Source organism: Dactylosporangium sp. CS-033363, assembly GCF_050942475.1.
GTDB lineage: Bacteria > Actinomycetota > Actinomycetes > Mycobacteriales > Micromonosporaceae > Dactylosporangium.
Window position 1 is genome coordinate 10,627,704 of the sequence record NZ_CP192032.1, and the last position, 22,161, is coordinate 10,649,864.

Annotated in this window: 18 protein-coding genes; 12 read left to right on the forward strand and 6 right to left on the reverse strand. The window is 70.9% G+C overall.

Going from position 1 to position 22,161, the window contains the following annotated elements; all coding sequences use genetic code 11:
* The first annotated feature begins 32 nt into the window (after nucleotides 1-32).
* Entirely contained in the window at nucleotides 33-1,703 is a 1,671-nt protein-coding gene (locus tag ACQPZ4_RS49110) for a DUF885 domain-containing protein (RefSeq protein WP_433053046.1), read from the forward strand.
* 44 nt (nucleotides 1,704-1,747) lie between these two features.
* On the opposite strand, the gene ACQPZ4_RS49115 is transcribed toward ACQPZ4_RS49110, so the two are convergent.
* Nucleotides 1,748-3,205 (reverse strand): DUF6114 domain-containing protein, encoded by a 1,458-nt coding sequence (locus tag ACQPZ4_RS49115; RefSeq protein ID WP_433053049.1) that lies wholly within the window; start codon nucleotides 3,203-3,205, stop codon nucleotides 1,748-1,750.
* A 142-nt stretch (nucleotides 3,206-3,347) separates the two neighbouring features.
* On the reverse strand, nucleotides 3,348-3,992 hold the full coding sequence (locus ACQPZ4_RS49120) for a DUF6230 family protein (protein WP_433053052.1): 645 nt from the start codon (nucleotides 3,990-3,992) through the stop codon (nucleotides 3,348-3,350).
* A 475-nt stretch (nucleotides 3,993-4,467) separates the two neighbouring features.
* Here ACQPZ4_RS49120 and ACQPZ4_RS49125 point away from each other — a divergent pair, with 475 nt between their 5' ends.
* From ACQPZ4_RS49125 to ACQPZ4_RS49150, 6 genes are all read left to right on the forward strand, one after another.
* On the forward strand, nucleotides 4,468-7,290 hold the full coding sequence (locus tag ACQPZ4_RS49125; protein WP_433053055.1) for a PQQ-dependent sugar dehydrogenase: 2,823 nt from the start codon (nucleotides 4,468-4,470) through the stop codon (nucleotides 7,288-7,290).
* Between the two features lie 118 nt (nucleotides 7,291-7,408).
* Nucleotides 7,409-9,724, forward strand: coding sequence for an AbfB domain-containing protein (locus ACQPZ4_RS49130; protein ID WP_433053058.1), 2,316 nt, complete (start codon nucleotides 7,409-7,411; stop codon nucleotides 9,722-9,724).
* A gap of 127 nt (nucleotides 9,725-9,851) precedes the next feature.
* A complete protein-coding gene (locus ACQPZ4_RS49135) occupies nucleotides 9,852-11,744 on the forward strand; it encodes an IPT/TIG domain-containing protein (protein ID WP_433053061.1) in 1,893 nt (630 codons plus the stop codon).
* A gap of 131 nt (nucleotides 11,745-11,875) precedes the next feature.
* Nucleotides 11,876-12,835, forward strand: a complete 960-nt coding sequence (locus ACQPZ4_RS49140) for an efflux RND transporter periplasmic adaptor subunit (protein ID WP_433053064.1) — start codon at nucleotides 11,876-11,878, stop codon at nucleotides 12,833-12,835.
* Complete coding sequence (locus ACQPZ4_RS49145) at nucleotides 12,832-13,539, forward strand: ABC transporter ATP-binding protein (RefSeq protein WP_433053067.1); 708 nt, start codon at nucleotides 12,832-12,834, stop codon at nucleotides 13,537-13,539. The genes ACQPZ4_RS49140 and ACQPZ4_RS49145 overlap by 4 nt, the downstream gene beginning before the upstream one ends.
* Nucleotides 13,536-14,936: an FtsX-like permease family protein gene (locus ACQPZ4_RS49150; RefSeq protein WP_433053070.1), complete on the forward strand. Its 1,401-nt coding sequence runs from the start codon at nucleotides 13,536-13,538 to the stop codon at nucleotides 14,934-14,936. Before ACQPZ4_RS49145 ends, ACQPZ4_RS49150 begins: the two co-directional genes overlap by 4 nt.
* A 38-nt stretch (nucleotides 14,937-14,974) precedes the next feature.
* On the opposite strand, the gene ACQPZ4_RS49155 is transcribed toward ACQPZ4_RS49150, so the two are convergent.
* The gene (locus ACQPZ4_RS49155) at nucleotides 14,975-15,637 is read right to left on the reverse strand and encodes a response regulator (RefSeq protein WP_433053073.1); all 663 of its coding nucleotides are present in this window, start codon (nucleotides 15,635-15,637) and stop codon (nucleotides 14,975-14,977) included.
* Nucleotides 15,638-15,803: 166 nt separating this feature from the next.
* Nucleotides 15,804-17,105, reverse strand: coding sequence for a sensor histidine kinase (locus ACQPZ4_RS49160; protein WP_433053076.1), 1,302 nt, complete (start codon nucleotides 17,103-17,105; stop codon nucleotides 15,804-15,806).
* Between the two features lie 107 nt (nucleotides 17,106-17,212).
* Here ACQPZ4_RS49160 and ACQPZ4_RS49165 point away from each other — a divergent pair, with 107 nt between their 5' ends.
* Together ACQPZ4_RS49165 and ACQPZ4_RS49170 are read left to right on the forward strand one after the other, a co-directional pair.
* Complete coding sequence (locus tag ACQPZ4_RS49165) at nucleotides 17,213-17,908, forward strand: ATP-binding cassette domain-containing protein (RefSeq protein ID WP_433053079.1); 696 nt, start codon at nucleotides 17,213-17,215, stop codon at nucleotides 17,906-17,908.
* On the forward strand, nucleotides 17,898-18,563 hold the full coding sequence (locus tag ACQPZ4_RS49170) for a hypothetical protein (protein WP_433053082.1): 666 nt from the start codon (nucleotides 17,898-17,900) through the stop codon (nucleotides 18,561-18,563). Before ACQPZ4_RS49165 ends, ACQPZ4_RS49170 begins: the two co-directional genes overlap by 11 nt.
* Here the strand turns inward: ACQPZ4_RS49170 and ACQPZ4_RS49175 are convergent.
* Nucleotides 18,523-18,924 (reverse strand): winged helix-turn-helix transcriptional regulator, encoded by a 402-nt coding sequence (locus ACQPZ4_RS49175; RefSeq protein WP_433053085.1) that lies wholly within the window; start codon nucleotides 18,922-18,924, stop codon nucleotides 18,523-18,525. The two genes, ACQPZ4_RS49170 and ACQPZ4_RS49175, sit on opposite strands and share 41 nt — an antisense overlap.
* 58 nt (nucleotides 18,925-18,982) lie before the next feature.
* Here ACQPZ4_RS49175 and ACQPZ4_RS49180 point away from each other — a divergent pair, with 58 nt between their 5' ends.
* From ACQPZ4_RS49180 to ACQPZ4_RS49190, 3 genes are read left to right on the forward strand one after another with little or no spacing between them, the layout of a single operon-like run.
* Nucleotides 18,983-19,804: an SDR family oxidoreductase gene (locus ACQPZ4_RS49180; protein ID WP_433053088.1), complete on the forward strand. Its 822-nt coding sequence runs from the start codon at nucleotides 18,983-18,985 to the stop codon at nucleotides 19,802-19,804.
* A gap of 53 nt (nucleotides 19,805-19,857) precedes the next feature.
* Nucleotides 19,858-20,328 (forward strand): sigma factor-like helix-turn-helix DNA-binding protein, encoded by a 471-nt coding sequence (locus ACQPZ4_RS49185; RefSeq protein ID WP_433053091.1) that lies wholly within the window; start codon nucleotides 19,858-19,860, stop codon nucleotides 20,326-20,328.
* A complete protein-coding gene (locus ACQPZ4_RS49190; RefSeq protein ID WP_433053094.1) occupies nucleotides 20,325-21,458 on the forward strand; it encodes a hypothetical protein in 1,134 nt (377 codons plus the stop codon). Before ACQPZ4_RS49185 ends, ACQPZ4_RS49190 begins: the two co-directional genes overlap by 4 nt.
* A 21-nt stretch (nucleotides 21,459-21,479) precedes the next feature.
* Here ACQPZ4_RS49190 and ACQPZ4_RS49195 read toward each other — a convergent pair whose 3' ends face one another.
* Complete coding sequence (locus tag ACQPZ4_RS49195) at nucleotides 21,480-22,160, reverse strand: hypothetical protein (RefSeq protein ID WP_433053096.1); 681 nt, start codon at nucleotides 22,158-22,160, stop codon at nucleotides 21,480-21,482.
* Between the last annotated feature and the right edge of the window lies 1 nt (nucleotide 22,161).

The following is a 22,161-nucleotide window of genomic DNA, read 5'->3' on the forward strand; positions in this document are numbered from 1 at the left end:
GGTGATCGGTTTCGTAACGTATGGTCGGCCCCGTGGGTTCTATCGATGACATCGCCGACCGGTATGTCGAGCAGTGGGCGCCCCTCGACCCGATCGGGGCGACCTTCGTCGGCGTGGCCGGCCACGATCACGAGCTGACCGACCTCTCGCCCGACGGCTTCGCCGCCCTCGCCGACCTGGACCGGGCCGCGCTCGCCGCGCTGGATCGCGAGACGCCCGCGACCGAGACCGAGCGGGTGGCCAAGGAGGCCATGCAGGAGCGGCTCGGGCTGGCCCTGGAGCGGTACGAGGCGGGCGACCTCACCAGCGACGTCAACGTGATCTCCAGCCCGCTGCACGGCGTGCGGAGCTCGTTCGACCTGATGCCCACCAGCGGCGAGGAGGCGGTGGCCAACATCCTGGCCCGCCTGCGCGACGTGCCGCGGGCGCTGGCCCAGTGGCGCACGACGCTGCTGCACGAGGCCCAGCGCGGCAACGTCGCCCCCTCGAAGCAGATCGTCGAGGTGGCCAAGCAGTGCGAGGTCTGGGCCGACCCGCAGGGCGACAACTTCTACCCCGACCTGGCCGCCCGCATCGGGGCCGAGAGCCCGGCGCTGGCCGCCGAGCTCGCCACCCGGGCCGAGGCCGCGCGGGCCGCGACCGTGGAGACCAGCGAGTTCCTGCGCCGCGAGCTCGCCCCGCTCGGCCGGCCCAAGGAGGCCGCCGGACGCGAGCGCTACCAGCTCGCCTCCCGCTACTTCCTGGGCGCGACGGTCGACATCGACGAGGCGTACGCCTGGGGCTTCGACGAACTCGCCCGCCTCGAGTCCGAGATGCGCACCGTGGCCGACAAGATCGTGCCCGGTGGCACGGTCGACGAGGCGGTCGCCGCCCTGGACAACGACCCGAACCGGGTGATCCAGGGCAAGGAGGCGTTCCGCGACTGGATGCAGCAGCTCGCCGACGCCACCGTGGACGAGCTCAACGGCCGCCACTTCGACATCCCCGAGCAGGTCCGCGCGATCGAGTGCATGCTGGCCCCGACGTCCGACGGCGGCATCTACTACACCGGCCCGAGCGAGGACTTCACCCGCCCCGGCCGCATGTGGTGGGCCGTCCCGCAGGGCGTGGACAGCTTCTCGACCTGGCGCGAGGTCACCACGGTGTACCACGAGGGCGTCCCCGGCCACCACCTGCAGATCGCGCAGACGTACGTCCGCGCCGAACTGCTCAACCGCTGGCGCCGCGTGCTCGCGTGGTCGTCGGGGCACGGCGAGGGCTGGGCGCTCTACGCCGAGCGGCTGATGGACGAGCTCGGCTACCTCGCGGACCCGGGCGACAAGCTGGGCATGCTCGACGGCCAGGCGTTCCGCGCCACCCGCGTGATCGTCGACATCGGCATGCACCTGGAGCTGGAGATCCCGCGCGACAACCCGTTCGGCTTCGCGCCGGGCGAGCGCTGGACGCCGGAGCTGGGCTGGGAGTTCCTGCGCGCGCACTGCCGCGTGGAGGAGAAGAGCCTGCGGTTCGAGCTCAACCGGTACCTCGGCTGGCCCGGCCAGGCCCCCTCCTACAAGCTGGGCGAGCGCGCCTGGCTGGCCGCCCGGGCCGACGCCCAGGCCCGCAAGGGCGCGGACTTCGACCTCAAGGCGTTCCACCGCGACGCGCTCAACCTCGGCTCGCTGGGCCTCGACCCGCTGACCGCCGCGCTCGCCCGCATCTAGGCGCTGCTCCTGGTGGGCGTCGGCGTGCGACGCCCACCAAGAGGCTAAGCGACCGGGGCGATGTCCAGCTTCGGGGCCGTGAGCAGGTTGGACTGCACGTACACCAGCTCGATCTCGCAGGCCGTGTAGAAGCCCGGCAGCGGGATCGGCGGCGGCGGGAACGACGGGGTGAAGGTCAGCGGCAGCAGTCCCAGCACGTTGGCCGAGAACCGCGTCGTGTAGAACTTCACGTCGCCCGAGACTGTCAGCTTCGAGCTCTTGGTGACGAGCAGCTTCGGCCCGCCCGGGGTGTCGAGCTCGAACGGGGTCGAGACCGAGTTCTTCATGGAGAAGGCGAGCACCTTCACCGTGGTGCCGTCCTTGCGCGGGAGGTCGGCCACGCCGTCGTAGGTCAGGCTGTCCATCGTCATCACGTCCGCCTTGAGGATCGACGGCTGCTTGGCGACGAAGGGCTGGCCCGCCGCGACCTGGGCCTTCTTGTTGTTCGGGGTCGGCGACGCGCTGGTCAGGCCGCAGGCCGGGGTCGACGAGGCCTTCGGCGAGACCGGCTGCTTGGTCGGGACCGCGGTGGTCGCCGCCTCCGTGGGCGCGGTCGACGCGGCCGTCGTGGCCTCGGTTTCCGCTTTCTTGTCGTCTTTCTTGTCGTCGCCGCCGGTGAACAGATCGCCGAGCCAGCCGAGCAGCCCCTCGCCCTTCGTCGGGGTGGGAGTGGGCGTCGGCGTGGGAGTTGGGCTCGCGGACGGGGTGGCCGCGGCCGTGGTCGGGCTGGTGGAGGCGGGCTTGCCGGACGAGGCCGACGGGCACGCGGCCGGCGCGGCGTACGCCTCGCCGCCCCGGTTCGCCGCGGCCACGACCGCGGCGGTGAGCAGCAGGGCCATCAGGAGCGGGCCCAGGTGACGCCGCTTGGGCAGATCACCTGGGCCGTCCGATGGGGGGAGCTGCTCATCGGCGCTGCCCGCACCGCGCCCTTCGTGCAGGGGGCTGAGCTGGGTCGTCGGGATCTCGTCGCGCAGCACGCCGGATGGCGGCCGCCGGGACTCGTCGTACGTCGGCCAAGCCTCGGCCGCCGCGCCGGGAGCCGCGTCGTCCTCGACCATGAAGTCGTCCAGCTTCGCGTCCCGGTAGTACGGCGCCGATTCAGGCGATTCAGGCGCCTCGACCGAAGAAGCCGCAAAAGGCGAAGCAGCCGACGCGTCCGAAGCGGCCGAGGAAGCCGGCGCGTCCGTGGAAGCCGTCGCAGGTGGTGCCCACGCGACGGCGAGGCCGCCGCCGATCAGGCCCAGGACGGTACCAAGGAAGAAACCGCCCAGGTTGAGCCCGATGAGCGCATAGAGCGCCACCACGGTCCCGAGAATCCCGTAGAACAGCCGCTGCTGCGGGCTGAACCACGTCAGCGCCCCGCAGAGCAGCATCATCAGCGGAATCACGTAGGACAGGAAGCCGGTCGGTCCGAAGTGGACCTCCAGCGCAAGCTTGAGGTTGCCGCTGACGAAGAGCTCCACGCCCGAGAGCAGCAGGAACAGCCCGCCCCAATACGGTCGTTGGGCACGCCAACCGACCGAAGCGTGCGAGGGGGTCACTGGGTCCTCCAAGAACAAACAGGGAGCCCGCGGGGGTGCATCCCCGCGGGCCCTGATGGAGCTGCTAGAAGCACTCTTCGGCGTTGGCGCCGGTCGAGATGCCGAGGTCCAGGCCGGTCAGCTTGAACGTGCCGGCGGTGGTCGACCAGGCGACCTGCTTGAGGTTGTTGATCGTCACGCCGTCCGCCTGCTGGGCGAAGCCGCCCTGCAGACCCTTGGCGTTGGCGCCGCCCTTGGTGAGGTCGGACGCGTCGATGCCGATCTGGATGTTGTCGAACGTGGCGTCACCCTTGAGCGACGTCAGGTCGATCAGCAGGTCGGTCGCCTCGGCCGGGTTGTTGGCGTCCTTGCCGGCGTGGATGACCATGGTCACCGGCAGGCCGGGCACCTTCACCGACTGGCAGAGGTTGTACAGCTTGGCGCTGGCGATGCCGGAGACGGCGACCGGGTGGTTCTTCGGGTCGGCCGGGTTGCGCGGGTCGCCGCCCTTCTCGGTGGCCATGCCGCCGTACTGCACGAAGCCGGTGCCCACGAGCTTGTCGGCGGACACCTTGAACTGACTGCCGGAGACGTTGAACGACGCGGCGATCGCGCCGGTGGCCTGGCCGAAGACGATGGCGCCGGCGATGAAGCTGGCCGGCACGACGACGGTAGCGAAGCGCTTCCATCGCGTGCGGCCCTTCACCGCGCTGCCCTGAGCTACGGACACGTAGGGCTCCCTCTTGTCGCGGGGTGCTGGTGGTGCGGCGCTCCTGCAATGCGGGCGCACGCATCGCGCCGTCGGGACCGGTTCCTGGCGCTGCCGGGCGGGTTCCAGGGGCCGGGTCGGGGCGTGCGCAGAATGTTGCCCCGTCCCCCGCGCGGGTTCAAGGCCGGTCGTTACCGGCGGGTAACCCCGAATTTCGCAAATTCGTACGCTGCGTAGTCATGCAGCGAAATCAGAAGGCCCGAGGACGCCATCAAATCGGACGAACGCCCACTGTGATCACTACCACAGGTGACCGATCTTGCCGATTATCACGGTTCCATAACGGCAAACCCCCGGGGTTCTTTTTTCACTATCAGCACACCGGCCCATTGCGAAAACTATCGATGAATGGTTAGTTAGCACTCGTAACAAATGCAAGCGCGATCGGCGCGCGTCTTGCCTGGCTGAACCCCACAGCTCAGGAGGACACCCCACCATGGCACCATCCCCGCGCCGACGATCGCTGCTGCTCGCCGCAGCCGTTCTCGGCACCTTCGTGGCCGCCGTGGCCGAAGCCCCGGCCGCCCACGCGATCACCATTCCGGCCAGCGACTACCAGCACGTCCAGCTCGCCCTCGGCCCGTCCGAGCTCGGCGAACCGATGTCGCTGGCCGTGCTCCCCGACCGGTCGGTGATCCACACCGCCCGCGACGGCACAGTCCGGATCACCGATGCCGCCGGCAACACCAAGGTCGCCGCCAAGCTCTCCGTATACACGCACGACGAGGAGGGCCTGCAGGGCGTCGCCGCCGATCCCGGCTTCGCGACGAACCGGTGGGTCTGGCTGTACTACTCCCCGACCCTCTCGACTCCGTCGGGCGACGCGCCGGCAACCGGTACAACCGCGGACTTCAACGCGTGGAAGGGGCACCTGAACCTGTCCCGGTTCACCCTGAAGTCCGACAACACGCTGGACCTGACCAGCGAGAAGGTGGTGCTCACGGTCGACAACGACCGCGGGCTGTGCTGTCACGTCGGCGGGGACATCGACTTCGACGCGGCCGGCAACCTCTACCTGACCACCGGCGACGACACCAACCCGTTCGAGTCCAACTCCTACGCGCCGATCGACGAGCGCACCAACCGCAACCCGCAGTACGACGCCCAGCGCTCGTCGGCCAACAGCAACGACCTGCGGGGCAAGGTCCTGCGGATCAAGCCCAACACCGACGGGACGTACGCGATCCCGTCCGGCAACATGTTCGCCCCGGGCACCGCGAAGACCCGCCCCGAGATCTACGCGATGGGCTTCCGCAACCCGTTCCGGATGAGCGTCGACAAGCCGACCGGCATCGTCTACCTCGGCGACTACGGCCCCGACGCCGGCACGAGCGACCCGAACCGCGGCCCCGGCGGCCAGGTCGAGTTCGACCGCGTCACCGGCCCCGGGTTCTACGGCTGGCCGTACTGCACCGGCACGAACACCACCGCCGAGACCTACAACGAGTGGGACTTCGCGGCCAACGTGACCGGCGCGAAGTACAACTGCGGAGGCGGGCCGGCGAACAACTCCTTCCGCAACACCGGACTGGCCACGCTGCCCGCCGCCAAGAGCAGCTGGATCCGGTACGGCGGCGACGCCGGCACCCCGCCCGAGTTCGGCACCGGGTCGGAGTCGCCGATGGGCGGTCCCGTGTACCGCTACAACGCCGGGCTCAGCTCGACCGTCAAGTTCCCGCAGAGCCTCGACGGCATGTTCTTCGCCGGGGAGTACGGCCGCCGCTGGATCAAGCCCGTGAAGGTCAACGCGGACGGTTCACCCGGCGAGATCTCCACCTTCCCGTGGGCCGGTACGCAGGTCATGGACATGGCCTTCGGCCCGGACGGCGCGCTCTACGTGCTCGACTACGGCACGAGCGGGGCGAACAACCAGGCGCTGTACCGCGTCGAGTACGTCGGCGGGGCCAACCGCGCCCCGATCGCGAAGATCACCGCGGACCGGACCTCCGGCCCGAACCCGCTGACGGTGGCCTTCTCCTCGGCCGGCTCGTCCGACCCCGAGGGCGGCGCGCTGACCTACGCGTGGGACTTCGACGGCAACGGGACCACGGACTCCACCGCGGCCAACCCGAGCTTCACCTACACCACCAACGGCACCAAGACGCCGACGCTCACGGTCCGCGACCCGCAGGGGCTGACGGGCACCGCGAGCACGGTCGTCACGGTGGGGAACAGCGCTCCGACGGTACGGCTCAATCTCCCCGCCAACGGCCAGCTCTTCAGCTTCGGCGACACGGTGCCGTTCTCGGTGACGGTGACCGACCCGGAGGACGGGACGATCGACTGCTCCAAGGTCACCGTGACGTACCTGCTCGGCCACGACGCCCACCAGCACCAGATCACGGCGAACACCGGCTGCACGGGCACGATCGCGGTCCCGGTCGACGGTGAGCACGACGCCGCGGCCAACGTCTACGGGGTCTTCGACGCCTCCTACACCGACAAGGGCGGCCTGACCGGGCACAGCGTCTCCACGCTGCAGCCGCGGCACCGCCAGGGCGAGCACTTCAGCACCCAGTCGGGCGGGATCCAGATCGCCAGTCACACGGCGGCCGAGGGCGGCTCGACGGTCGGCTTCATCGACAACAACGACTGGGTGTCGTTCGCGCCCTACCTGCTGAGCAACGCCACGCAGTTCACCGCGCGCGTCTCGTCGGCCGGCGCCGGCGGCACGATCGAGGTGCGGGCCGGTTCGGCGACCGGCACGCTGCTCGGCACGGCGACGGTGGCCCCGACCGGGAGCTGGGAGACGTTCACCAACGTCACCGCCGCCCTGAGTGGCGCGCCGTCCACCACGACGACGCTGTTCCTCGTGTTCAAGGGCGGCGCCGGGAACCTGTTCGACCTGGACGCGTTCACGCTGGCCACCTCCGGAGGCACCAGTCTGCGGGCCACGGCGAACTCCAAGTACGTGACGGCGCTCAACGCGACCACCGCGCTGATCGCCGACGCGACGACGGCGGGCACGGCCCAGCAGTACGACCTGGTCGACCTCGGCGGCGGCAAGGTGGCGCTCAAGGCCCGGTCGAACGGGCAGTACGTCTGCGCGGAGAACACCGGGGCGAACCCGCTGATCGCCAACCGCGCGGCCGTCGGGGCCTGGGAAACGTTCACCCTGGTCCGCAACTCCGACGGCACGGTGAGCTTCCTGGCCCAGGCGAACAGCAAGTACGTCACCGCGGAGAACGCCGGGGCGAGCGCGCTGATCGCCAACCGCGCGGCCATCGGGCCCTGGGAGAAATTCACAATCGTGCAGTAGTACGTACGGCTGTATGTTGACACTTCTCGTTGGAATATGAGTGGATGTGTTGGTCCATGGGGATCTATAGATCTCCATGGACCGGCTACGGCCGCCACCGTTGCCTCGAGGAGCACGCATGAGACTCTCCAGACGGGTCGCGCTCGCGCTCGCCCCGCTCGTCGCCACCGCCGGTCTGCTGGTCGCGTCCGCCCAGCCGGCCAGCGCCTGGACCCCCAAGACCCCGCCGATGACCACGCCGTGGACGAACTCGGTGTCGACCACCAACCCCCTGCCCGAGTACCCGCGGCCGCAGCTGACCCGCGCGGACTGGACCAACCTGAACGGCATCTGGGACTTCGCGGTCACCGGCTCCGGCCAGACCACCCCGCCGGGCACGTTCGGTGAGCAGATCCGGGTCCCCTACCCGGTCGAGTCGGCGCTGTCCGGCATCCAGCGGCGCATCACCGAGAACGACCGGATGTGGTACCGCCGGACCTTCACGATCCCCGCCGGCTGGGCCGGCAAGCGGGTCCAGCTCAACTTCGGCGCCGTCGACTGGCAGACCACGGTCTGGGTGAACGGCACGCAGGCGGGCGCCGTGCACAGCGGCGGCTACGACGCCTTCACCTACGACATCACCACGCTGCTCAACGGCGGGACGAACACCATCGTCGTCGGGGTGTACGACCCGACCGACGCCGGCTCCCAGGCCGTGGGCAAGCAGCGGCGCAACGACGTCCTGCCGCACGCCGGCGGCGGCATCTTCTACACGGGCGCCTCGGGCATCTGGCAGACCGTCTGGCTGGAGCCGACCCCGACCGCCCGCATCACGCGCGTCGACCTGGTGCCGAACATCGGCAACAACACCCTGTCGGTGAACGTCCTCGGCGCCGGGCTCTCCGGCCAGACGGTGACCGCCACCGTGTCGTCGGGCGGAGCCCAGGTCGGAAGTGCCAACGGCAGCGTCGGTACCGCATTCAGCGTGCCGGTCCCGAACGCGCACCGGTGGACCCCGAACGACCCGTTCCTCTACGACGTGAAGGTCGACCTCAAGAGCGGCTCGACGGTGGTCGACTCGATCGGCAGCTACGCCGGCATGCGCTCGATCTCGATCGGCAACGTCAACGGCAAGCTGCGCATCCTGCTCAACGGGCAGTTCGTGTTCCAGAGCGGGACGCTGGACCAGGGGTACTGGCCGGACGGCATCTACACCGCCCCGACCGACGCGGCGCTGCGCTCCGACCTGCAGCAGCACAAGAACCTGGGCTTCAACATGGTGCGCAAGCACATCAAGGTGGAGCCCCAGCGCTGGTTCTACGCCGCCGACCAGCTCGGCCTGCTCGTGTGGCAGGACATGCCGGCCATGCCGACCGGCAAGAACCCGACCACGGCCGCCCGCACCCAGTGGGAGGCGGAGTTCGACCGCATCATCGACCAGCACCGCAGCTCGCCCTCGCTGGTCATGTGGGTGGATCAGAACGAAGGCTGGGGGCAGTACGACCAGGCCCGGATCGCCACGCATGTGAAGTCCTACGACCCGTCCCGCCTCGTCAACAACATGAGCGGGATCAACTGCTGCGGCGCGGTCGACGGCGGCAACGGCGACGTGCTGGACAACCACATCTACGTCGGCCCGGGCGCCACCCGCCCGTCCGGCACCCGCGCGGCCGTGCTCGGCGAGTTCGGCGGCCTGGGCCAGCGCGTCGCGGGCCACGAGTGGTCGCCCGGCAACGGCTTCTCCTACGAGGACCAGCCCAGCACGGCCCGGCTCAACGACCGGCTCAACGGCCTCTACGAGCAGATCCGCACCGGCGGCATGCCGCAGGGTCTCTCGGCCTCGGTGTACACCGAGATCACCGACGTGGAGAACGAGGTCAACGGCCTGCTCACCTACGACCGGCAGGTGGTGAAGGTGGACGCGGCCCGGCTGCGGGCCAGCAACCAGGCGCTCATCAACGCCTCGTCCAGCCCGGTCGGCTCGGCCGCGCTGCAGACGGGCGTCTACAAGTCGCTGCGCGCGACGACGGCCTGCTGCACGACCCGCTACGTGCGGCACCAGAACAGCCTCGGCTACACCGAGGTCGTCGACGCGAACAGCTCGGCCCTGCTCAAGCAGGACGCGACCTGGCGCGTGGTGCCCGGCCTGGCCGACTCGTCCTGCTACTCGTTCGAGTCCCGCAACTTCCCCGGCCGCTACCTGCGCCACCAGGCGTTCCGGGCGCGCATCGACACCAACGACAACTCGGCGCTGTTCAAGGCCGACGCGACGTTCTGCGTGCAGCAGGGCAACGGCGGGGTCAGGCTGACGGCCTGGAACTTCCCCGGGCAGTACCTGCGGCACTACAACTCGGAGGTCTGGCTGGCGACGCCGGGCGGGCCCAACCCGTATGACGGCGCGGGGCTCTTCGTCGAGGACAGCACCTGGTCCGTCGACGCTCCCTGGGCTCCGTAGTGTTTGGGCCGGCCCTCGCACCTGCGGGGGCCGGCCACTTTCCTGCACCCCATTGCGCACCGCCTCGAACGAAGGCCGGGACCGAGCACGCCGATGCTCAGGTCACGAACCCCCGTTAGGAGCACGGATGCGCCTTCTCACCTCTGCCCTCGGCCTCGCGCTGGCGGCGGGCGGCACGCTGATCGCCGCCCAGCCCGCGCTGGCCGACACGACGGCCCTCCCCCATCCCGTCGGCGGCTTCGCGGCGCCCACCACCCGGGTCAACGCGAGCGTCCCGGCCTTCCGGGCCCAGGACGCGCTCCCGGACAGCTCCTCGCTGATCACCAACCTGCCCCCGGTCGGCGACCAGGGCCAGATCTCCTCCTGCGTGGCGTGGACGATCGCGCACACGATCATGGGCTTCTACGCGAACCGCGACAGCGGCACCGGCGCCCCCTACGCCCCGCTGTACCTCTACATGCGCGCGGTCACCAAGGGCGGCGCCCCGAACGTGGGCCTGAACCCGGGCGTCGCGCTGCAGGAGGCCACCGCCAACGGCGTGGACACCCAGGACGACTACGTGCAGGGCGTCTACGGCTACCAGACGGCCCCGACCGCGACCGAGGTCGCCAACGCCGCGAACTACAAGCTCTCCGGCTGGACCACGCTGTGGGTCGGCGACAAGCAGGGCGACAAGGCCAAGACCGCGATCAAGACGGCGATCGCCGCGGGCACGCCGGTCGCGATCGGCATCCCGGTCTTCAAGGACTTCATGTACCTCAAGGGCAACGCGCTGTACAACACGCTCACCGGCACCAACCTCGGCGGGCACATGATCACGGCGTACGCGTACGACGCGGACGGCGTGTGGATCCGCAACCAGTGGGGCACCGGCTGGGGCGCGAACGGCGACGCCCACCTGTCCTGGTCGTTCGTGACGACCGACGTGCAGGCCGCGTACACCGTGAACGGCCTCAAGTCGCCCGAGAAGGCGGTCATCCCGACGCCGGCCGTCACCGGGCTCTCCGCGGTCCGCGGCCCGGTGGCCGGCGGCACCAAGGTCACCATCGCCGGCGGCAACCTCTCGACGGCGACCTCCGTCAAGTTCGGCGGCGTCGACGCCACGTTCACCACGTCCCAGGCCAACGGCATCACCACGCTGGTCGCGACCGCGCCGGCGCACGCCAAGGGCGCCGTCGACGTGACCGTCACCAACGCCAAGGGCACCAGCGCGCTCAGCGTGGCGGCCAAGTTCACCTACGTCCCGGCCGCGCCGGTGCTGACCAAGCTCTCCGCGTCCTCGGCGTCGACCGCCGGCGGCGAGACGATCACCGTCACCGGCACCGACCTCGCCGAGGTCACCGCCGTGAAGCTCGGGTCGGCCGCGGTCGCCGGGTTCAAGCTCACCTCGCCGACCACGATCACCTTCCCGGTCCCCGCGGGGATCGCGGCGGGCGGCTACGACGTCACGGTCACCACGCCGTACGGCACCAGCCCCGTCGTCCCGGCCGGCCGCCTCACGCTGGTCGCCCCGCCCGCGCCGACCGTGAAGGCGCTCAGCGTCAGCAGCGGCCCGACCAACGCGGCCACCGCCGTCACGGTCACCGGCACCGGCTTCGCCAGCCTGAAGTCGGTCACCGCGAGCGGCGTCGCCGTCGGCTTCACCAAGGTCTCGGACACCCAGCTCACGGTGACCATGCCCGCCCACGCGGCCGGCCGGGTCACGCTGAAGCTGACCAACGCGGGCGGCAGCTACGAGGCGACGGCGCTGCCGTTCACCTACGTCGCCCCGGCCGCACCGACGGTCACCTCGCTCCTGCCGAGCACCGGCGGCACCAAGGTCGCCACCACGGTCACGCTCTCCGGCGCGAACCTCGGCGGCGCGACCCGCGTGACGGCCAACGGCGCCGTGGTCTCCTTCACCAAGGTCTCCGACTCGCAGCTGCGCGTGGTCCTCCCGCCGCACGCCGCCGGCGCGACCACGGTGCAGGTCACGACCCCGGGCGGCACCGCCGGATCGACCTTCACCTACAAGGTGTAACCCCCGGATCACCCGCCCCGTCCCCCGATCCGGGGGACGGGGCTTTTCCGTGTGCATCCCTCAATCGGGGCATCGGCGTCATACCAGTGGCGGTTAGCCTGTGCCGAACTTCAATGCCGAGGGGTTTGCGGATGCGACGGATCTTGCCTGTACTGGCGGCGCTCGGCCTGCTGGCCGGATGCACCGCCTCTGGAGCGGCCGAGCAGCCCCCGCCGGGCCTGGCCGATCGCGGCACCGCGGTGACCACCGCGAAGCCGACCCGCCAGGACCTGACCAACAAGGTGAGCCTCAGCGGCAAGGTCACGCTGAACCCGACGTTCGGGCTCGTCGCGCCGATCGACGGCGAGGTGCGTTACCTGGACGTCAAGGCGCCCACCGGTACGCCCACCAAGCCGACCAAGGTCGCCAACATCTGGGTCAGCGGCAAGGCCACGCCGGTCGAGGTGCCCGCGGGCGCGGTCTTCGCCGGCCGGCTCGTCGACGACCGCGCCAAGGTCACCGCCGGCATGCCGATCGTCTCGGCCCGCCAGGCCGGCTACGGGATCGTCGCGGACATCGACGGCACCCAGGCGTACCAGGTGAGCGACACCCTGCAGTCGGTCACCGCGCAGGTCAAGAGCGGCCCCGGCCCCTTCCCGTGCACGGTCCTCGGCACCCTCGCGGCACTCCCCGGCGGCACCATCCCGGAGCCCAAGGCGCCCGCGGTCAACCCGTCGAGCACCGCGCCCGTCGTGCAGCCGACACAGGGCCAGCAACAGCAGCCCTCGGAGGCCACCGGCATGCGCCTGGTCTGCACGGGACCGGCCGACACCAAGCTCATCAACGGCGCCGCCGCGACGGTCGAGATCATTACTGCCAAGGCCGCGGGTGTACTCGTACTGCCCGTCGAAGCCGTCGCCGGCTCGCAGGGCAAGGGCAAGGTCGAGGTGGTCAAGGCCGACCAGAGCCGCGAGGTTCGCGAGGTGACCCTCGGGCTCACCGACGGCAAGGTGATCGAGATCAAGAGCGGGATCACCGAGGAGGACACGGTCTCCGTCCCCGGCCCGAGCATCCCGGACGCCAAGGGCGCCAACCCGGGCGGCGGCAAATGAGCCACCCGATCATCGAGCTCACCGGCATCACCAAGACCCTCAAGGGCCAGAAGGAGCCACGGGTCATCCTCGACGGCGTCGACCTCTCCGTCGGCGAGGGCGAGAGCGTGGCCATCCTCGGCCGCTCCGGCTCCGGCAAGAGCACCCTGCTGAGCCTGATCGGCCTGTTCGACCGCCCCGACTCGGGCACCTACTTCATGGGCGGCCGCGACCTCTCCCGCATCTCCGAACGCCGCGCGGCCGCCCTGCGCAGCGCCCAGTTCGGCTTCGTCTTCCAGCGCTTCTTCCTCCTCAAGCACCTGACCGCGGCCCAGAACGTGGCCATGGCCCTGGTCAACGGCCAGGGCTGGCTCCCCCGCCGCAAGCGCCGGGCGCGCACCATGGAGGCGCTGGAACTCGTCGGGATCGCCCATCTCGCCCGCAACAAGCCGGCCAAGCTCTCCGGCGGCGAGCAACAGCGCGTGGCGATCGCCCGGGCCCTGGTCCGCCAGCCGCGCCTGCTCCTGGCCGACGAGCCCACGGGCGCCCTGGACACCGAGACCGGCAACCTGGTGATCGAGGTGATGCGCGCCGCCACTGACCGCGGCTGCGGCCTGATCCTCGTCACCCACGACCAGGCCCACGCGGCCAAGATGCAACGCGTCGTCCGCCTCGCCGACGGCGTCCTGCACCCCGAGGCACTGACCGCCGCGGGGGTCCTGTGATCAGGCTGTCGGGGCGGTTCCGGTCCGCCCTCATCATCGGCTTCCAGGGCATCCGCGCCCGCAAGACCCGCACGTTCCTCTCGATGATCTCCCTGTTCCTGGGCGTCCTGGCCGTCGTCACGGTGCAGGCCGGCGCCGAGACCGTCCGCACGCTGCAACTCGCCGACATCGAACTCCAGATGGGCCGCGACGGCACCCGCACGTACTGGGTCCCCCCGGTCCCCGGCGCACCCCAGGCCACGGCCGAGACCATCAAGGGCCGCCCCGGCGCCGCCGCGAACTACAGCATGCAGGCCATCATCGGCGAGCCGAAGGTCCGCCCGATCAACCCGGGCGGCCAGTCCTTCGAGCACCTGGACCAAATGGGCGACGGCGTCGTGTACGGCCCCGACACCAGGTTCGAAATGCAGTGCGACGACGCCGGCAACTGCCGCCCGGTCCCCGTCAACGCCGCCGCCCCGGCCCCGAAGGGCGCCGCGATCGAGCTGTCGCTGGTGGCCCTGATCAACGACATCCGCCCGTTCCGCCCGTTCCGCCCGGTGGCCGGCACCTTCCTGGACTTCTCGGGCGACCCGTCCTACTCCCCGCGCCTGGTCATCAACAAGGCCGCGGCGGTGGGCTTCGCGAAGTTCACCATCCCCGCCGAGATGCGCCTGGACGGCGGCACGGCGAACCCCACCCCGCGCATCATCGGCGTCGTGGACGACGGCAACTCCCAGCCCGCCGCCTACGCCCGAGCCGACGAGATCGACAACTGGCTGCCGCCGCCTTCTCCACCGGCCGCCTCCACGTCCTCCTCCTCGGACCCTGGCGCCGGCGCAAAGGGCGCCATGCCGATGGCCTGGTCGGGCCAGCCCTTGGCGGTCTCCTTCGCCCCCGGCAACGGCGAACTGGAGGCCCTGCTGGTCCGCAAGCTGGTGGCCCTGGGCGTACCGCGCGAGTCGCTGAACCCCGACATCCGCAACGCCCGCAAGGAGCTCGAACAGGAGCTGACGATCCTCAACTGGATCTTCCTTGGGATGGCCGGCCTGGTCCTGCTGATCGGCGTGGCCGGCATCCTGAACGTAGGCCTCGCCACAGTAGGCGAACGCGTGGAGGAGTTCGCCCTGCGAAGAGCCGTAGGCACCCCGAGAATCCTGCTGGCCGGCATCGTCCTGGCCGAGACACTGCTGACCGGCCTCCTGACAGCGGGCGCCGCGATCGCCACGGCCGCGGCGGCCATGAGCGCCGCGACAACGCTGCTGGGCAGCCGAATACCCCAGCTCCAGGAGATCACCTTCCCCTGGCAGGCAGGCGTGGCAGGCGTGATCGCCGGCCTGATCGCGGGCGTACTGGGCGGCTTCATCCCAGCGCTGCGAGCGGCGAGGATCCCGATCGCCACGGTGATGCGGGCTTAGGTTTCTCGGTTTCTTCGGGTTCTTCGGGGCTTCGCTTTCTAGCGGAGCCCCCACTCGTATGCGATCACGACCAACTGCGCCCGATCGTGTGCGCCGAGCTTGGTCATGGCCCGGTTGACGTGGGTTTTCGCGGTATGCGGACTGACCACGAGATGTCCGGCAATCTCATCGTTCGACATCCCGGTGGCGACGAGCCTGACCACTTCCCGTTCCCGCTCGGTCAACAGCCCGACGAGCTTCCGATCCCCTCGCGGCGCGCGGGCCGGTTCAGCGAGAAATCGCGTGATGAGACTGCGCGTGGCGGCGGGCGAGAGCAACGATTCGCCCCGATGCACGGTACGGATCGCCGCCAGCAACTCCTCCGGCTCGGCCCCCTTCCCGAGAAAGCCACTGGCCCCGGCGCGGAGCGCCTCGAACACGTACTCATCAACCTCGAACGTCGTGAGGATCAGCACCCGAACTCCGGCAAGGGCCGGATCTCCGGTAATCAGGCGAGTCGCGGCCAGCCCGTCGAGCTCGGGCATACGAATGTCCATGAGCACGACGTCGACCTGCTCGGCGCGGACGAACTCGACCGCTTGCCGCCCGGTGGCCGCCTCCCCGACGACCAGTACATCTTCGGCCGCCTCAACGAACACCTTGAACCCACTGCGAATCAGCGCCTGATCATCGGCCAGCACAACCCGAATGACCTCACCCACCGGCAGTCTCCCCCTTCCCCACTCCGAACCGCCGCGGAGCCCGTCCCGGCCACGTCCTCACGCCGCATGAGCCCAGCACCGCTCGGCCTCACGCCATGCCAGACCCCGATCCGCGAGCCGCCCCGCCTCACGCCGTGCCAGACCCCGGTTCGCGAGCCGCCCCGCCTCACGCCATGCCGGACCTCGATTCGATGCCGCCCGCCGAGTGGGGAAGCCGCGCGTCGACGCGATAGCCGCCATCGGGCCGCGGCCCGGCGGTGAGCGATCCGCCCAGCGCCAGAACTCGTTCCCGCATCCCGACAAGCCCGAGTCCACCCATCCGGCCGGCCCCGAAACCGTCGTGCGGCTCAACCTCAGGCCCCGCCGCCCGACGCGCTGCCAGCCCGAGGTTCGGCTCACCGGCAGGCGGCGCCGGGCCGTTGTCGACCCGGACGTGCAGAAACTGCGGCTCATAGCTCACCGACAGCCGAATCGGAGCCCCCGGCGCATGCTTGCAAGCGTTCGTAAGCGCCTCCTGAAACACCCGGTACGCCGTCAGATCGACCGCCGCCGGCACCTCGGCCCCACCAACGCCCGGACCAGCGCCGGCAATGGCCTCCTCCGCCGCTCGATGTGTCACCACCGGCAGCTCGACCCCACCATCGGCCGGACCAACCACAGTGATGGACTGCCCCGCCGCCCGATGCGCCGCCACCAGCGAAGGCAACCCCGCCAAGCCCGGTAAGGGATCGAGCGGCAAGGCAGGCTCATCCGCCCGCCGCAACAACCCGATCGTGTCGCTCAGCTCGTCCAGCGCGGTCCGCCCAGCCCGGCGAACATGAACCAACGCCTCGCGGGCCCGCGCCGGCGAGGAGTCCAGCAACTGCGACGCCACCCCCGCCTGCACGGTGATCAGCGCCAGCTGATGCCCCACGGCGTCATGCAAGTCGCGGGCGATCCGCAGCCGCTCCTCCGTAACGCGCCGCAGCGCCTCGGCCTCGTGCTCCTGCTCCGCGAGCCGAGCCCGGTCCTCCACCCCCGCCAGGTACTCGCGCCGGGACCGCGCCCCGTCGCCCGCCGCCACCGCGAGCCCGCCCAGCGCCGCCAGCGCCAGGTTCTCCGCGCCCAGCCACGAGGACGGCTTGACCAGCATGTGCAGCCCCGCAAACGCCAGCACCGCCAGCACGCCGATGGCCAGAGCGCGCCGTCGGGACTGCGACTCCGCCACCGTGTAGAGCGCGATCAGCGGCGCCGCCAGGATCATCGTCCCGTTGGTGCTGCTGTGGTTGACGATCAGGTACACCTCGGCCGCGATCGAGCTGACGAGAAACGCCGCGAACGGATGCCGGCGGCGCAGAGCCAGGGCGGCGCAGGCAACCAGAACGGCGGCCAGGGCAGCCGGCTCGATGGGCATGCCGGTCGGGGAGCCGTGGGTCGTGACCAGCACCACGACCCCCACCACGATCCCGATCAACAAATCCATCCGCATGCCAAAACCGTAGACCCGGGGTACGACAAAAACGTCCCACCAGCGCGGTATCCCGGATGCCGCACGCGGGGGACGACCGGACGACCGAAGCGGCCGAGAGTGGCGGCATGACAGAGGTTCAGATTCGGGGGCTCAGCAAGCGGTACGGCCGCAGAACGGTCGTCGACGGGCTCACCTTCGACGTCCCGGCCGGGGCGGTCACCGGCTTCCTGGGGCCGAACGGCGCGGGCAAGACGACCACGCTGCGCATGCTGGTGGGCCTGGTCCGGCCGAGCGCCGGGGAGGCGCTTATCGATGGGCAAAAATATCAACAGCTAGCGCACCCGCGCCGCACGGTCGGCGCGCTGCTGGAGGCGAGCGGCTTCCACCCGGGTCGCAGCGGGCGGGACCACCTGCGGATTCTCGCCGACGCGGCGAACCTGCCGGCGCAGCGGGTCGACGCCGTGCTCGACGAGGTCGGGCTGGTCGAGGCGGCCGGGAGCCGGGTCCGCACCTACTCCCTCGGCATGCGCCAGCGCCTCGGCCTGGCCGGCGCGCTGCTCGGCGACCCGGGGCTGCTCGTGCTCGACGAACCGGCCAACGGCCTCGACCCGGCCGGCATGGCCTGGCTGCGCGCCCTGTTGCGGCGCCGCGCGGCCGAGAACAGGACGGTCCTCATCTCCAGTCACGTCCTCGCCGAGATCGCGCAGACCGCGGACCGGATCATCATCGTCCACAATGGACAGCTCAACCACATCGGCCCGGTCGAGCCCGATCTCGAGCGCACGTTTCTGAAGGTGACGGGGGCGGGACATGCGGGCTGAACTGCGCAAGCTCACGACGGTACGGTCACCCTGGCTCCTCCTCGCCGCCGCCGTCGCGCTCGTGGCGGTGGGCGCCGGCAGCCGGATCGCCAAGCACCCCGAGGACGCGGCCGGCGCCGCGGCCCACGCCGGCCTGGCCGCGCTCTTCCCGCTGGTGCTCGGGATCATGGCGCTCGCCGGCGAGTACCGGCACCGCACGATCGCCGACACGTACCTCGCCACGCCCGACCGGACCCGCGTGCTGCTGCGGAAGTTCGGGGTGTACACCTTGATGGGAGCGGGCTTCGGGATCGCGGCGGCCGGCACCGCGGCGATCGTCGTGCTGCTCAGGAACGACGCGCTGCCGTGGAGCACGCTGGCCGGCGCCGTGGCCTGGAACGCGCTGTTCGCGGCGATCGGGGTCGGGCTCGGCGCGCTGGTGCGCAGCCAGGTCGGGGCGATCGCGGGCGCGCTGGCCTGGCTGGCGCTGATCGAGGGGGTCGCGGCCGAGCTCGTCGGCGACGACGCGGCCCGCTGGCTGCCGTTCCGCGCCGCGACGGCGCTCGGCGGCATGCCCGGCTCGACGCTGGGGCAGGGCACCGCGGCGGTCGTGCTCGGTGCCTATGCGCTGGCGTTCATCGCGGCGGCTTTTGCGGTACAACAGCGGGATCTTTAGCGTCGTAACGCTCCTGCGCCGTGGTGATCGTGGGCATCTCGGCCTCGACCAGGTCGATGAGCTCGGCGAGCTTGGCCGCGATCCTGTCCCCGGAGTCGGTGAGGCTGTATTCGACCCGGGGCGGGATCGCGCTGCGCACCTCGCGCACGACGAGCCCGTCGCGCTCGAGCGCGTGCAGGGTCTGCGACAGCATCTTCTCGCTCACGCCGTCCACCCGGCGGCGCAGCTCGTTGAAGCGGTGCGTGCCCTCCCGGAGCGCGGCCAGCGTGAGGATGCCCCAGCGGCCCGCGACGGTCTCCATGACGGGCCGCGACGTGCAGTTGCGCGCGAAGACGTCGAACACCAACGGGTCGAGGGACATGTCACTACGATAACCCGATAGCTTGCACTTTCGAAAAGTTAGTGCCTACGATTCAGAAATGACGATCACCGTAACCGGCGCGACCGGTCACCTTGGGCAACTGATCCTGCGCGAGCTGAAGGGCCAGGACGTCCGCGCGGTCGCCCGCCGCCCGGAAGCGGTTGACGGCGTGGAGGCCCGCCTCGGCGACTACGACCGCCCGGAGACCCTGACCGGCGCGCTCGCCGGCACCGACACCCTCGTGTTCGTGTCCGCGAGCGAGGCCGGCAAGCGCCTCCCGCAGCACCGCAACGTCATCGACGCGGCCATCGAGGCCAAGGTCGGGCGTATCGTGTACACGAGCATCACGCACGCCGACACGAACCCGATCCCGCTCGCCCCCGAGCACAAGGCGACCGAGGAGCTCATCCAGGCCTCGGGCATCCCGTACACGTTCCTGCGCAACAACTGGTACCTCGAGAACTACACCGGCAACCTGGGCGCCACCGTCGAGAACGGCGCGGTGCTCGGCGCCGCGGGCAACGGCCGCATCGCCGCCGCGACCCGGGCCGACTTCGCCGCGGCCACCGCCGTCGTCGCGACCACCGAGGGCCACGAGAACAAGGCGTACGAGCTCGGCGGCGACCAGGCCTTCACGCTCGCCGAGCTGGCCGACGCGATCGCCCAGCGCTTCGGCAAGCCGGTCGTGTACCGCGACCTGCCCGCGGACGAGTACCAGGCGGCCCTGGAGAGCTTCGGCGTGCCCGCCGGCTTCGCGCACATCCTCGCGCAGGTCGACGTCACGATCGCGCAGGGCTCGCTCGACGTGGTGACCGGCGACCTCAGCCGGCTCATCGGCCGCCCGACCACGACCGTGGCCGAGTTCCTGCAGAAGTTGTAGGGCCGCGGGAACGGCACGGGCCCCCATTGCGTGTATCAATCGTGGCAACGCCCGTGCTCATCAAGGATTTCGAGGGTTTCTACCGCGCCGAGGCCGACCGCCTCTATCGCGCGCTGGCGGTGACTCTCGGTGACCCCCAACTCGCCCGCGAGGCCGCGGACGAGGCGATGGCGCGCGCCTACGCCCACTGGGATCGGGTGCGCGACCGGGAAAACCCCGGTGGGTGGGCGTTCCGGGTCGGACTGAACTGGGCCACCTCGTGGTGGCGCAAGGTCCGCCGGGAACGCCCGCTCCCGCCGGACGGTGACCGTGCGTCACCGGACGATCCCGCGGGCCGGCACGCGCTGGCCGCCCTGCACCGCCTCGCCCTGCCCCAGCGCGCGGTCATCGTCTGCCGCGTCCTGCTGGATCTGTCCACAGTGGAGACCGCGGCGGTGCTCGGCATCGCCGAGGGCACCGTCAAGAGCCGCCTGGCGCGCGGCCTCGCCGAGCTGCGCCGCGAGCTCAGTGAGGAGCAGCGATGATCGACGACGAGTTCACGTCAACCGTGCACCGGGCCGCGGACGCGGTGCCGCCCAACGCGCCCGACCTGCCGGCCATCTACCACCGGCACCGGCGTCGGCGCACACGGCAGACGGCCGCCGCCGGAGTCGCCGTCCTCGCCCTTTTTACAACCTCCGCGTTTGTACTGTCCAAGCTCACACCATCCACCGACCCCACCCCGGCGACAACGTCGGCGACGACCGCTCCGACGCCGGACGAACCGCTGATCGCCGTCCATCGCCACGCCGACTCCGTCTTCCAGGACAAGGCGGGCCACGAGCTCGGCTTCCGCCTCCCGGACGGCCTCGTCACGCTGCGCGGCACCCGGATCGACACCGTCTCCCGGCCATCTGTCGTCGACGATGTACGCCAATGGCTGCCGCGCCCCGACGGCGGCTACGCCCTGCTCGGCACCAAGAACCTCGCGCCCGGCACCCAGCGCGAGGACGGCGTGAACGTCACCGGCCTGGAGATCCGCCTGGTCACCATGAGCGCCGACGGCCACCAGACCCAGTCGCGCAACGTGCGCATCCAGGGCCAGGACGTCCAACTGGCCGGCTCAGGCCCCGGCGCGGGGGTCGGCGCCGGGTACGTGTACCTCGCCCGCACCAACGGCGGCCTGGTCCAGCACGACCTGGCGACCGGTGTGGAGACCCGGCTGACGGCGCTCGACGCGGCCACGGCCGACCCGAGCCGCACGTACTCGATCCAGCACGGCGTCCTCGTCTCGGCCTCCACCGAGGAGTGCGCGGTGCAGGCCTACGACCTCGAGGGCCACGTCCTCTGGACCCTGCGCAAGCAGGGCCAGTCGGAGTGCGCCCACGCCGACGAGGCCGCGGTCTCGCCGGACGGCCGGCGACTGGCGTTCCCCGTGGTGACCTACGACGGCGGCCGCGCCACCACTGAGCTGGTCGTCGCCGACCTGACCACCGGCACGGTACGCACCGGCGAGGTCTCACAGGTCGAACCGGCCGGCGACATCGTGTACGGCGCGGGCATCCTCGGCCTGACCTGGTCCGCCGACAAGGTCGTCGTGGCGTGGCCGGTCCTGCCCAGCCCCCTGACCGGCGTCGTCGACCTCGCCACCGTCGTCCAGGTCAAGCAGCTCTAGCACTTTCGAGGCGCCGCGCTGCTAATGCGGCGCCTCGAGCAGTTCGGCGATGCGCACGAGCGGGCCGAACCGGGCGGGAATCGCGTCCGGTTCGGTCAGCCGCCCGGTCTCCACGACCATGAGTTCGTCGCCGTGCAGGCTCCAGTCGGGCAGCCATCCGGCCAGGTGCTCGGCCACCAGCGCCTGCCCGAACACAGTCCGCACCATCTCGGGCCGGTCCGCCGAGATCCGGAACGCGCTGTCGAACGCCTCGTGCCCCAGCGCCGTCGCGCGGTCGCCGAACAGCGTCCGCCCGAACCGGGACATCGCCCCGCGCCGGTGCACCGAGAGCGCCGGCCACGAGCCGCGGATCCGCACCACCCAGACCACGAAATGATGGGTCTGGCTGCTGGTCGACGTCGTGCCATCGGCCCCCGAGGTCGTGCTCGTCGTCGTGTACCGGTACTCCCCCACCGACACCGGCCGCCCGCCGACCTGCCCGCTGAGCGCGAGCGTCACGCCCCGCGCATTGCGCCCGGGCAGCCGGCGCCACCACTCGTTCGGCGGCCGCGGCACGTACTGCCAATGGCTGCGCACCGCCCACACCTGCAGCAACTCGCGCCGCTGCCGCTCCCGTCGCGCGCCGACCGCGACCACGACGATGACCAGCGCCAGCACCACGCCGATGCACGTGATGCCGGCGACGATCACGGACGAGTCCATG